Raw genomic sequence first — 11,974 nt, 5'->3', positions numbered from 1 at the left:
CCCCGGGGCTGTGCAAGCCGCCCAAACCTGCTATAACCCGCCCCGGCGTCTCCGTAGCTCAGCAGGATAGAGCACAGGATTCCTAATCCTGGGGCCGTGGGTTCGAATCCCGCCGGGGACACCATTCCCTATATGCGTATATAAATCAATGACTTAGGCGGCAGGCCACGGCGTCGCGTGTACCAGGTCTGTGTACCAGACTATGTACCAGCTAGCTGCGACTTCGAGAATCGGGCCGTTTAGAACGAGCTGCACCTTATGGATGTACAGACCTTAGAGCTACTATAGTTCTGACGGCTATCCCTCAGACGGGACAGACCGGGAGATCCGATTTTGCGAGGTATCAATGACTGATCTTGACGTAGTTGTAGAGAATCGCTGTAGAGCGCTGACCGCTGAACTCGGGGCAATGAACAGTGACCCCTATGTTCGCGAAGCTATTATGAAACTAGCTATTCGTGCTCTTAGCTGGGGTCTTCTCGAGGATCTGAATCCGTTACCCGACCAACTTGCTGATGATTTATCTTTGATGGCGGATGTAATTCGGGAGCATGGCCAGGAAGAAGGCCACTGACCCAACGAAAAACGACCATTGCCCTGCAACCGCCCCGGCCCCCGGAAACCCAGGAAAACCGGGGCTCTTGCACGTTGCACGCCTTATATGGTCATAACAATGTACAACCGTGATCCCTACGAAGGGCTAACGCCCCGTCGCCCAAAAGCTGGGTCAGAAGTCGTCTTCGGGGCCCGGCGGATCACCGCTGGTCGCCTCCCCAAGTGCCTCCTTGATGCCCCTGCGGGTAACGCACCCATCCAGCACGGCCCGTTTCAACTGCCGACTGACAGTCGCCGGATCGATGGCCAAGGCGACGGCGATTTCCTTCTGACTTCCATAACGGCAAGATCGGAGCGCCCCCAAGATGCGGGTCAAGGTGTCATCCTCATCCTCGCTGACAATCCAATGATCGTCCGCAAGGGCGAACACGCGTGACTGCGTGCTGGCACCACCCTTCTGGCGGAACTTCCCGAACTCCAATCGGAAATGGGCATTCCCGGGACGGGCGTCGTCCGGACGCTTCAAGCCTATGATGACCTCAAAAGTGGTCTCCAGGGCTGTTGATCCCCGGTAGGCTTGCCCGCCTTTACTCGCGTGGTGGACCAGCATCACCGACACGTTGCGCTGCTTGAATCCCAGAAGAAGCCCCATGATGGGCTTGAAGGCCACCGCGTCGTTCTCGTCCGCCAAGCTGTCGCTAAGGGTCGTGTAGTTATCCAGGAAGACGACTTCCGCTTCCTCTTGATCCACACGCCGTAGAAGTTGCGCTTGGCCGTTTGGGCAACTGATATCGTAAAAGGGCCCGCTGTCCGGGGCTTGGCCTTGCCGGGCGATGATCTTCAAGTTGTCCGCAAGGGCATCATGGTCGATGCCGGACACCGCCCGGGTAAGCGTTTTCAAGCGTTCCTGAAGGTCCTGGACATGCATCTCCCCATCGACCAGCAGCACCTTGCGGGGGCGTCCTGCCGCCCATCCCGCGAAGCTACCGCCACCAGCCATGGCAATCGCCAGGGTCAGCGTCAGCATGGTCTTGCCGACACCCGACGCCGCCCAAATCATTACGGATTCGCCCTGACGTAACCATGGTTCCATCACCCACTCGCGGTCAGGGAAGTTGCGGGCCATAAGGTCGCGGTAGGTGACAGCGGTAATCTTGCGAGGTGCATTCGATACGGACCTGAACAGCCCCCCAGCCAGCCCCTTGTAGACATCGGCTGGAGCCCGCACGGAACGAAGCTGGTTGGTTGAGAAATGTGGATTGTGCTGATGCACGACTACTCCGATAGCTGTTGATGTGTTGGGCCAACGGAAGTCACCCATCCGACCCGGTGCCAGTATCGAAGAATAGCCCATGTAATCCCACGACTCATTTTTGGCAGGTTTTTGCCACACCTTGTGCTGCAAGGTATACAAATTATCAGTAATATCAATGACCTAACGATATGCATCCAAAATATTATTAAGATATTAGATGGTGGTTTTCGCCGGTTATACCAGCCATCACTTGAATTGGTATGACAATGACCTTTCATCCGTGTACTGTATTTGGAGTTGATGCATTGGCATAGCGATCCTGAATGCCACACCAAGTGTCATGGAAAACAAGGACTTAGCTGTTCGTGTCATGAACTTCGCTGACACAACAAGTCATTCCGCTTCAGACTTCTTCAAGAGCCCTGTAGACACTTGCCCGGCTAATCCCAAGGGCCTTGGCGATATCGCTACCGCCCATACCCTGGGCCTTCAGATGACGGACTTCATCCGCCTTCGCCATGGCGGTGGGCTTGCGTCCCTTGTACTTGCCATCCTGCTTGGCCTTGGCGATGCCTTCGCGCTGACGTTCCAACATGATGGATCGTTCGAACTCCGCGACGCCCCCCAAGATGGTCAGCATCAACTTGCCGGTGGCCGTGCTGGTGTCTATGCCCATGGACAGCACCCGCAGCGCAGCCCCCTTCTGCGTCAGGGTGTCCACGATTTCCATGAGGTGCGCCACGGAACGGGCCAAGCGGTCCAGCTTCGTGACCACCAGGATATCCCCGTCCCGTGCCCAATCCAGGGCCATGGCCAACTGTGTACGAGCATCCCGGTCAACCGAAGACACTTGTTCCACGAACATGCGCTCGCACCCTGCGTCCGACAGGTCCCGTTGCTGGGCTTCCAGCCCGGCGGTCTGATCTAAGGTCGAAGTACGTGCGTAACCGATCAACATCTCTAGGCCCCATGTCTCAATAGGTTCTAAGAGATGTCTACACGACTGTCTCAGAATTGGCAATGCCATTCATGTGAGACACCGCGACGTCACCGCTGCGACGTCTCACATGGGCTTGGTTCATTGGCACAGATTTGTGCCTCATCCCGCGACCGTATCGGTCAAAGAAATCACCACACCAGTGTTTGTCGAATAATATCGACTATACCAGAGAAATGATCACGTGATTCAGCGGCTCTAGTAACGTGCGCGCCCTGAAGTCCGTCCCCATAAGAACAATCGAATACAGGTTTTCTAGCCGCTTGAGAATATGGTATAAGACTATGTAAGTTTGGAATCATTCCAAGATTGTAACTGCCATCAGCCCAGTCAACAACCTGATCTATCGTTGTTAATTTGTCTACAATATTTGACTGGACATTTTGCTCAATTATCCTGCCGAACATATTCCATCCGCGAGTCATTTTTTCAGAATTGTTTCTAATATTGTGACTTTGAATCACATACCCAAGGAATTTTGGCGTTCCGTCAGGAAGCTCAACGTCATTACCGTTCCACGCCTGATGACACTGTGCCCATTCACGGTGCCAAAGCACCAATTTTTCTCCTAAATTTCTTGTCCCCTCAATGGAAAATAAATCTGGGGCCATTGGTATTATAAAATAATCACTCGAAGCTAATACAGCCCTATTTATAGCACCCAAGCTCGGACCGAGGTCCACCAAAACTACGTCTGCTTTGATTTTATTTGCAGCCCATTTAATATATCTATGTATTGCACTTTGAACGCGCACAGCCGCTTCACTGCCGCCCTTTGCTGCACTCCATGTGTCACCAAGTCTATCTTCAAAATCCGTTAACCTTAGGTCACCAGGAACAATATAAAGAGTCGGATATCTCGGATTAAATTGAATTGGAGACCTTTGTCCAACGTCACCGACCCCCTTTGCCACTTGTTCAATATTCTTCCATATACTATTTCCATCAGGTGACCATGATTTCCTAATTGCAGCATTTCTTAACGTATGCGCCGTTAGATTCGCCTGACCATCACAGTCGACCATGAGAACAGTCAGTGACGTGCTGGCTAACAGATGGGCAACATGGAACATGTACGTTGTTTTGCCGACACCACCTTTATTATTAAATATGCTTATAGTTCTTGCCATTTAATCTCTCCCTGCACAACAGCACTTTTTAAAGGTGCTGACATTTCCTTTATGCCCGACAAAAGGCATATAGCGACCCTTGGTTTCTCGATCAAGGGGATTTGGCAATCATAAAGTGACAGTAATTTGCTGACTAAGTCGTCGAGTTTGCGTCGACATTTTGAGTGGTACCCCCAGGGGGGCTGGAAACAGACCCTTTCAAACCTACTTCGGAGTTTATTGTCATTGTTATTGTTCGACTTCGTGGAGCCACGCAGGCTACCTGAAAATCTTTCAAAAGACCCCCAGGGGGATGTCACCCGAACACCGCATGAAATACCGGTTCTATTTTCTGTAGGTTGGCCCGTTTATGACGCTAGCTGTGTAGTCCCCAGGCTGGTCATGGGCTTGCGATACTTGGTCAATTGAACACCCCCACCACCTGCACCTTCTCGATCTCCGTCCGCAGGTCCACCAGGTGGCCCTTGCTGTAGCGGCCGAACGTGATGTCGCCGCGCCGATGCCCGACGATAAGTTTCACGGTGCTAAGAGGGACCCCGACGGCCTCCATGTGTTCAATGAAGGTCGCGCGGAGACCGTGCAGGACCGGCATCAACTTTAGTTCGCTGGTCATGTCCCGCCACAGCTTGCCCACGTAGTTGGCACGGGCGCCGGGTGGTCTTTCCAACGATCCCTGGGCCGGTGAACAGCCACTCGTCCGCCGGGCGATCTTGGATCATCTCCCGTATAAGGGGCTCAATGGCGCTGTGGACGGGAATGTTGCGGACTGCCGCTTTGGTTTTGCCCCGGCGGATTATCAGCCATAGGCCACCATCCTCCTTGGTCTCGACATCGCCGACCTTCAGACCGGCCAAATCGCTCCGCCGGGCGCCCGTGTAGAGGGCTGCCTTGGCGAACCGCAGGAGAGTAGCCCGCGTGGCCGGACGCACCCCACAGGCCGCAGGATCGGCGTTAAACAGGGTCCACAGTTCGTCTGTCGTCCAAGCGCGGTGGTTGGTTTCCTCATCCTCACCTTCGGCATCCGGATTGACGGTATAGCCCTGGTCCGTCCAGGGGTTCTCACTGTCCTCCAGATGGCCGCGCTTTTTCAGCCAACGCCACCAGGAAGACAGGTGCGATATCTCCTTATTGATCGTCGCGGGCTTCACACCGCGCCCCGCGATTTCCTCCCGCACATAGCGCGAGGCGACCCGGCGGGGAATGTCGTCGATCAGGACCAGGCGTTGTGTCGCCATCCAGTCAAGGAACGCCTGGGCCACCTTTCGCTTCTCCGCGATGGTCTTCACGGCCCCCTTGGTCTCGCGGAGCCAGGGTTCAAGCAGCGGCGCCAATGGATCAGACGTGCCGTGAGCCACCCGGTGGTAGAGTTCGAATTGCTCCATATATCGGGGGTCATCGGGATCATCCGTGCCAATGACCTGGGGGATGACCCGTGCCGCCGTCTCCCGGGCCAGGTCTGCGGCCAACTCCCGCTCCGTCAACCGCTCATCACCGAGGTCCACAGCAATCCGGCTGGGGCTGGCCTGGGCGATCTCTCGCTTGGCGATTAGGGCGTTGGACAACACCAAGTCTTCCATCTTGGCGCCGCGCCGGTGGTCCTCGAACTCACGACGGTAGCGCCCAAGCAGGACATCCCGTTGCGTGCGGGCCTGGATGACGGAATGGGTCTGTAGGCTTTTATGAATCTCAGCGCTGCCATAGACCGCACGCAGATCGTTGGGGACGCGGAGGCGGAAGAACCAGGTAAGATGCTTCTGGATCAGGTGGCGATTATCAGGCATGGGCGTTTCAGTCTGGTGTGTACCAGGTGCGTGTACCAGGAACACCATTCCAATGTCATGATATTATTGGATTCATAGGGTTGACCCCAGGTGCGGCACCCATCCCGCCGGGGACACCATTTCCCCCGCCTTTGTAAAATCAATGCCCAAGCAGATGCCCGCCACCTTGATGGTGGACCGGATCCGTGTACCAGCTCCGGTGCGCAAGGCGGGGCGTGGGGCAGTTCCCCATATGCCCCAGGGAACGCCCCTATCGCTTCACAGGGGTATCCCCCCTCACTTCAGATTATCGATCGCCACCGCCGGCAGCGTGTCCGCCGGCGTGAAGCCGAAGATGCGGCCGTAGAAGTACAGCTCCGCCTCCTGCGCGCGGATGATGCTGTCGGCCTTGCGGAAGCCGTGCTGTTCGCCCTCGAACTCGATGTAGGCGACGGGCACGCCCTTGGCCTTCAGGGCGGCGACGATGCTGCGCGACTGGGCGGGGGGCACCACCGCGTCCTCCGCCCCCTGGAAGGTGATCAGCGGGGCGGAGAAGCCGTCCAGGTGGTGCAGGGGGCTGCGGGCGTCATAGACGGCCTTGCCCGCCGGGTAGGGGGCCACCAGGCTGTCGAGGTAGCGGCTTTCGAACTTGTGGGTGTCCTTGGCCAGGGATTCCATGTCCGACACGCCGTAATAGTTGGCGCCCGCCTTGAACACGGGGGTGAAGGCCAGTGCCGCCAGGGTGGTGTAGCCGCCGGCGCTGCCGCCCCGGATGGCCGCCCGATTGGCGTCGGCCAGGCCCGCCTGGTCCAGGTAGGCCACCACCGCCGTGGCGTCCTGCACGTCGGTGACGCCCCAATTGCCGCGCAGGCGGTTGCGGTAGGCGCGGCCATAGCCGGTGCTGCCGCCATAGTTCACATCCACCACGGCGAAGCCGCGGCTGGTCCAATATTGGATGTTGAGGTCCAGCGCCGGCTTGCTGGCGCTGGTGGGGCCGCCGTGCACCTTGACCAGCAGGGGCGGCTTCTCCCCCGCCGGCGCCCGAAAGCCGGGGTTGGTGGGGGCGTAGTAGAAGGCGTGGGCCGTGCGGGCCTGGCCGTCCGGGCCGGCGGCGGTGGGGAATTCGATGGGCTTGGCCCGCGACACCAGGCCGGCGTCCAGGCTTTCCGGCGCCGGGCGGCGCAGCACGGTGTGGGCGCCGGTCGCAAGGTCGACGCTGATGACCGCCGGCGTCTGGTCGGCGGCGTAGGCCATCATCACCGCCTGGGTCCCGGCCAGCGTCACCCCGCCATAGGCGACGAAGGGCAGGGACAGGTCGCGCACCGCCCCGGTCTTGAGGTCCACCACCGCCAGCGTGTCCACCCCGGCGCTGCCGTAGCGGGCCATGGCGTGCCCGTCACCGGTCAGCGCGTAGTTGGACTGGCCCAGGTTCCACAAGGGGCCGCCGAACTCCGCCGCCTTGCGCGTCACCGGGCGGACCATGCCCTTGGACCAGGCATAAAGGTTCCACCAGTCGCTCCGGTCGGAGAGGAAGTAGAGGGTGCCGTCGGCATCCCAGCGCGGTTCCATCACCGATTCATCATGGCCCCCGGCCACCACGGTCACGTCCGTCAGCCCGCCGGCCGTGACCGTGGCGACGTACAGCGTGGTGGTGTCCCAGGGCATGTTGGGGTGGGACCAGGCGATCCAGGCCAGGTGCCTGCCATCCGGGCTGGGGCGCGGATAGGCCACGAAGTCGCTGTCGCCGAACAGCACGGTGCCGGCGTCGCCGGGCTGGTCCGCCGTCTGGGGCTGGTCCACCGCCAGGGAGACGATGGCGTTCTTGGCCTCCCCCGGCGCGCTGTGGTCTTCCCGCACGCAATAGAGATGGCCGGGCGCGCCGGCGACACAGTCGGCGTAGCGATAGCCGGGGGGCGTCAGCGCCGCCGCCGCGCCGCCGGCGACCGGTGCCGTGTACAGGCGCTGGTCGCTGAAGTTGCTGAAGTACATCCGGCCGCCGGACACCAGCAGGGCGCCGCCGCCATATTCGTGGACGCGGGTGCGGGCGTTGACCTCCGGCCCCGTCAGTTCGCGGATGCCGCCGGCGCCGTCAGGGGTGACGACGGCGTAGCGCCCCTTCTCGGCCGGCCGGCTTTCCAGCCAGTAGGGCACGCCGCCGTCCACCACCAGGTCACCCAGGCGGATCTCGCTGCCGGCCAGGCGCGCCGCCGTGATGGGCGAGGCCCAGGTGCCGTAGGGGGCGGTCTTCGTCTCAGCGGCAGTCACCTCGGTCATCATCCATCCCATCAGCAACGCCGCCATCGCGGCCCGTTTCGCCCCCATGCACCCTGTCCCCATATGTCCGCCCCCATCCGCCTGATTTATCCGTGATTTATCAAGGAATACGTCCTCATTGTCGCCAGTGTGCCTCAAGCCCGGGCCCGCCGCCAACGCCGATGCGGGGGGCCCATGCGGGGCGGGCGGCTTGACGAGCGCGCCGCATCGGCCGATCTAGGCCCCTGTTCCATCGTTTCCGTCTTGCCGAGTTGTGGGGAGGCCCCATGGGCACCGCCGTTCGCCAGCCTGCCATCCATCCGGCCGCCAACCGCACGCAGCCCATCCGCACCGCCGCCGGCCTGGTCGACGCCGGCCTGGCCGATGCCGCCGCCCTGCCCCGGCTGGAACAGGTGGCGGCCAGCTTCGCCGTCTCCGTCACCGACCAGATGGCCGGGCTGATCGATCCCACCGACCCGAACGACCCCGTGGCCCGCCAGTTCGTGCCCAGCGGCGATGAGCTGACCACCACGCCCGGCGAGATGGGCGACCCCATCGGCGACGGGCCGCACAGCCCGGTCAAGGGCATCGTCCACCGCTATCACGACCGCGTGCTGCTGAAGGCCGTCAACGTCTGCCCGGTCTATTGCCGCTTCTGCTTCCGCCGCGAGATGGTGGGCCCGGGCAGTGAGACCCTGGACGGCGCCGAGCTGGATGCCGCCATTGCCTACATCGCTGAGCACGAGGAGGTGTGGGAGGTCATCCTGACCGGTGGCGACCCGCTGATCCTGTCGCCCCGCCGCCTGGCCGACATCGTCACCCGCTTGGACGCCATCCCCCATGTCGGCGTCGTCCGCTTCCACACGCGCGTGCCGGTGGTGGACCCCGACCGCGTGACGCCGGAGTTGGTGGCCGCCCTGAAGGGCCGGCGCATCGCCAGCTGGCTGATGCTGCACGCCAACCATTGGCGGGAGTTGGACGAGAAGGCGCGGGACGCCATCGCCCGGCTGGTCGACGCCGGCATCCCGCTGCTGTCGCAGACCGTGCTGCTGAAGGGCGTCAACGACGACGCCGAGACCCTGACCCGCACCTTCCGCGCCCTGGTCCAGGCGCGGGTGAAGCCGCACTACCTGCATCAGGGGGATCTGGCCAAGGGCACCGGCCATTTCCGCACCACCGTGCGGCAGGGCCGCGCCCTGATGCGGGAACTGCGTGGCGATGTCTCCGGCCTGTGCCAGCCCACCTACGTGCTGGACATCCCCGGCGGCCACGGCAAGGTGCCCCTGACCGCCGACTACCTGGCACCCGACGGCGAAGGCGGCTGGACCGTCACCGACCCGCGCGGCGGCCGGCACGCTTATAGTGAAGAGGCCTGAATCAGGCCTCCCTCAGGCGCCGGCGGCCCCATCCGGGGACTTGGCTATCCTCCCTTTTCAGTCCGCTGACGCTCCCCGAAAAGGTCCGGCGGACGAGAGGAGCGTCCTGCAGCGGCATGATTTGAAAACCATGCCGCTGGGGTCACGCTCCCTCGGGCGGCTGCGGCTGGCTGCGTTCGGGCAGCACCATCTGCACGGCGGTGCCGAAGCGGCGCACGGCGTGGAAGGCGCGGGAGTGAAAGTGGCGGCGGACCAGCACCACGATCACCAGGGTGGTGGAGGCCATGAAGGCCAGCGGGTGGACGAACCAGCCCAGGGCCGCGAAGCCGAAGTAATAGGCCCGAACCCCGGCGTTGAAGCTCTGCACCGCCAGCGACAGCAGCGCCGCCGCCGCGTCCGCCGCCTCCTCCACATCCACGCTGGGCGGGTGGTTGGTGGCGTCCGGCATGGCGCCGATCAGGGCGCAGGTGTAGTTGTACTGCCGCACCGCCCAGGTGAACTGGAAGAAGGCGTAGACCAGCACGCCCAGCAGCAGGAACAGCTTCACCTCCACCAGCGCGCCCGAGGCCGTGCTGGTGACGTGCATCTTCTCCACCAGGGCCGCCAGCCGGTCGGCGTTCACCAGGGCGCTGAGGTCGCCGGCGATCAGCAGCACGGTGGTGGAGGCGAAGAACGACACGCTCTGGATCAGATGGCCCAGCAGCTGGCCATCCAGCAGCCGCACCTCCCGCTGCTGCATGTTGCGCATCCACACCTCCCGCACCGTGCGCATGTGCAGGTTCAGGCTGGCCGGCGCGCCCGGCAGGCGGAAGATGACGTTATAGCCGCCCCATAGCACCGCGAAGGTGATGAGGGCCAGGACGTCCAACGGTGCCAGGTCGAAGGGCATGGGGGGCGGGTCAGGCGGGCGGGGCGGGGGAAACCGGCGCATCATGCCCCGGATGCCCCGCCCGCGCGAGGGGAAGGTTGCGCCAGTGTAAGGTCAGGCCGCGTGAGGTCAGGCCGCGTCGGCCTGACGCTCCGGTGCCGCGTCGGCGAAGGCCGGCAGGGCCAGGCAGGCCGCGTCGATGGCGGCCAGGGTGGGGCAGGCGGACAGGTCGGCGTTGAAGCGCCGGGCGTTGAACATCTGCGGCGCCAGCACCAGGTCGGCCAGGCCCGGCGTGTCGCCGAAGCAGAAGCGCCCCGCGTGAGGGCGCACCATGGCCTCCACCGCCGCCAGGCCGGTTTCCATCCAGTGGCGCACCCAGCGGCCGGCCTTGGCCTCATCCACGCCCATCTCCCCCTTCAGGTACTTCTGGACCCGCAGGTTGTTGATGGGGTGGATGTCGCAGGCGATGGCCAGGGCCACGGCCCGCGCCTGGGCCCGCAGGATGGGGTCGGCCGGCAGCAGGGGCGGGATGGGATGCACCTCGTCCAGGTACTCCACGATGGCCAGCGACTGGGTCAGCAGGTGGGTCCCCGCGTCGTCCGTCACCGCCAGTGTCGGCAGCTGGCCTTGCGGGTTCAGCGCCAGGTAATCCGCCTTCAACTGCTCCCCGCCATCGCGCAGCAGGTGCACCGGCACCTGCGCCGCTGTCAGGCCCTTCAGGTTCAGGGCGATGCGCACGCGATAGGCGGCGGAGGAGCGGAAGTAGGTGTAGAGGGTGAGCATGGGTTGGCAGTCTTTCTCTATTATCTAAAAAATCACCTGAACTCGCAATCAACTCTCATCTGATTTGAGGGCATTATTCTATATACGTCGATATAATTATCGATAGACATCCCGGCAACGATGTATATTTTTCCCAAAAACATTATCACGTGCTGATTATTCCTCAATAAAATTGCAAATTCGCCAATCTTCTTTTCATCTTGTCCTGGGTATTTGAGGATTTTATCCTCTGAATGGAGATTCGGATCATATAAATTCTGGTAATTGTGCTTTCTGCCGACATTAATGCCGTCTTCTTCGGAAAAATGAAGCGCCACATCCTTATCGTCAAACTGCGTTCCGAATCGCTCATCTAAAGGAGACATCGCAATTGGGCGATAAGGTACGCCTGGCCTAAAAATCCAAAGTTCAGTTTGGAAATCACGGCCATGGCCGAAGGGTGTGTAATGTAGATATATGAGATGTTTCTGGCCATCGCCCGCGACATCCAAATTATAAAACTGATCTATCGCCGAGGCAGGGGCGTCACCAACCATACCTAATACCGTCGGAGTTCCATCACCCTTGGGCTCTCCGTCACCTAAGGGGTGGCCGTATAGCTTCCCTGGATATTTGACAAGTAACGGATCGTCGCTTCCCAAGGGGCGCGGAAGAGTGATGCCCGTGCCCGCATAGGCATCGTTCAAGTACTCCTCTCCATAAACGACATCAGGGTGGCGCTGGGCCAAGCGCCGATGCGCTTTCTGCACCGCCTGGCAAACTGGCTGATCTGCGCCATGAACTAGCTGCCAACCTGGACGCGTTGTCTTGGCGTTGGATGGCATAGCCGTGAGCCCGGCAATGAGCGTCATCGCTGCCCCAACTGCGACTAGACGCGGCATTTTAAGCGCACCAATGCTCTTGGCCATTTCGAACCGCCCCTGATCACCTTTCCTCCCCCCAACTTAGGATCGCTCTGCTGCAGCTTGATGCTCTTTCCAGTTAATGCCGTCTGAAG

Annotated in this window: 10 protein-coding genes and 1 tRNA gene; 3 read left to right on the top strand and 8 right to left on the bottom strand. The window is 61.1% G+C overall.

Translation table 11 applies throughout. The annotated features are described in order from the left end of the window. Positions 1–47 precede the first annotated feature (47 nt). Positions 48–124 (top strand) — tRNA-Arg (locus I55_RS21030). Between the two features lie 222 nt (positions 125–346). Continuing rightward, a complete protein-coding gene (locus I55_RS36180; RefSeq protein WP_148293882.1) occupies positions 347–574 on the top strand; it encodes a hypothetical protein in 228 nt (75 codons plus the stop codon). Between the two features lie 153 nt (positions 575–727). Here I55_RS36180 and I55_RS21025 read toward each other — a convergent pair whose 3' ends face one another. The 5 genes from I55_RS21025 to I55_RS21010 all read right to left on the bottom strand — a co-directional run bounded on the left by I55_RS21025 (position 728) and on the right by I55_RS21010 (position 8,019). Continuing rightward, positions 728–1,969 (bottom strand): AAA family ATPase, encoded by a 1,242-nt coding sequence (locus I55_RS21025; protein ID WP_148293881.1) that lies wholly within the window; start codon positions 1,967–1,969, stop codon positions 728–730. Between the two features lie 244 nt (positions 1,970–2,213). Next, positions 2,214–2,768, bottom strand: a complete 555-nt coding sequence (locus I55_RS21020; protein ID WP_044562545.1) for a recombinase family protein — start codon at positions 2,766–2,768, stop codon at positions 2,214–2,216. Between the two features lie 170 nt (positions 2,769–2,938). Beyond that, entirely contained in the window at positions 2,939–3,937 is a 999-nt protein-coding gene (locus I55_RS34960) for a ParA family protein (RefSeq protein WP_083901304.1), read from the bottom strand. A 554-nt stretch (positions 3,938–4,491) separates the two neighbouring features. Further along, the gene (locus I55_RS21015) at positions 4,492–5,718 is read right to left on the bottom strand and encodes a DUF6538 domain-containing protein (RefSeq protein ID WP_044562544.1); all 1,227 of its coding nucleotides are present in this window, start codon (positions 5,716–5,718) and stop codon (positions 4,492–4,494) included. Positions 5,719–5,994: 276 nt separating this feature from the next. Further along, a complete protein-coding gene (locus I55_RS21010; RefSeq protein ID WP_199902666.1) occupies positions 5,995–8,019 on the bottom strand; it encodes a prolyl oligopeptidase family serine peptidase in 2,025 nt (674 codons plus the stop codon). 218 nt (positions 8,020–8,237) lie between these two features. Between I55_RS21010 and I55_RS21005 the strand changes: the two genes are divergently transcribed. Continuing rightward, positions 8,238–9,326, top strand: a complete 1,089-nt coding sequence (locus I55_RS21005; protein WP_044562543.1) for a lysine-2,3-aminomutase-like protein — start codon at positions 8,238–8,240, stop codon at positions 9,324–9,326. Between the two features lie 142 nt (positions 9,327–9,468). On the opposite strand, the gene I55_RS21000 is transcribed toward I55_RS21005, so the two are convergent. From I55_RS21000 to I55_RS36175, 3 genes are all read right to left on the bottom strand, one after another. Beyond that, entirely contained in the window at positions 9,469–10,215 is a 747-nt protein-coding gene (locus I55_RS21000; RefSeq protein WP_049974360.1) for a DUF599 domain-containing protein, read from the bottom strand. A 108-nt stretch (positions 10,216–10,323) separates the two neighbouring features. Continuing rightward, positions 10,324–10,977, bottom strand: a complete 654-nt coding sequence (gene maiA, locus I55_RS20995) for a maleylacetoacetate isomerase (RefSeq protein WP_044562542.1) — start codon at positions 10,975–10,977, stop codon at positions 10,324–10,326. 32 nt (positions 10,978–11,009) lie between these two features. After that, positions 11,010–11,885: a hypothetical protein gene (locus I55_RS36175; RefSeq protein ID WP_148293880.1), complete on the bottom strand. Its 876-nt coding sequence runs from the start codon at positions 11,883–11,885 to the stop codon at positions 11,010–11,012. Positions 11,886–11,974 lie beyond the last annotated feature (89 nt).

It is taken from the genome of Azospirillum sp. B4 (genome assembly GCF_000333275.1).
Lineage (GTDB): Bacteria > Pseudomonadota > Alphaproteobacteria > Azospirillales > Azospirillaceae > Nitrospirillum.
Note: the sequence above shows the minus strand (reverse complement) of the source record. Positions and strands in the feature narration are given on the sequence as shown.

Excerpts from the sequence above, each read along its gene's own strand:
- I55_RS36180 (WP_148293882.1), top strand. The coding sequence starts at position 347 with ATGACTGATCTTGACGTAGTTGTAGAGAATCGCTGTAGAGCGCTGACC.
- I55_RS21020 (WP_044562545.1), bottom strand. The coding sequence starts at position 2,768 with ATGTTGATCGGTTACGCACGTACTTCGACCTTAGATCAGACCGCCGGG.
- I55_RS34960 (WP_083901304.1), bottom strand. The coding sequence starts at position 3,937 with ATGGCAAGAACTATAAGCATATTTAATAATAAAGGTGGTGTCGGCAAA.
- I55_RS21015 (WP_044562544.1), bottom strand. The coding sequence starts at position 5,718 with ATGCCTGATAATCGCCACCTGATCCAGAAGCATCTTACCTGGTTCTTC.
- I55_RS21010 (WP_199902666.1), bottom strand. The coding sequence starts at position 8,019 with ATGGGGGCGAAACGGGCCGCGATGGCGGCGTTGCTGATGGGATGGATG.
- I55_RS21005 (WP_044562543.1), top strand. The coding sequence starts at position 8,238 with ATGGGCACCGCCGTTCGCCAGCCTGCCATCCATCCGGCCGCCAACCGC.
- I55_RS21000 (WP_049974360.1), bottom strand. The coding sequence starts at position 10,215 with ATGCCCTTCGACCTGGCACCGTTGGACGTCCTGGCCCTCATCACCTTC.
- maiA (WP_044562542.1), bottom strand. The coding sequence starts at position 10,977 with ATGCTCACCCTCTACACCTACTTCCGCTCCTCCGCCGCCTATCGCGTG.
- I55_RS36175 (WP_148293880.1), bottom strand. The coding sequence starts at position 11,885 with ATGGCCAAGAGCATTGGTGCGCTTAAAATGCCGCGTCTAGTCGCAGTT.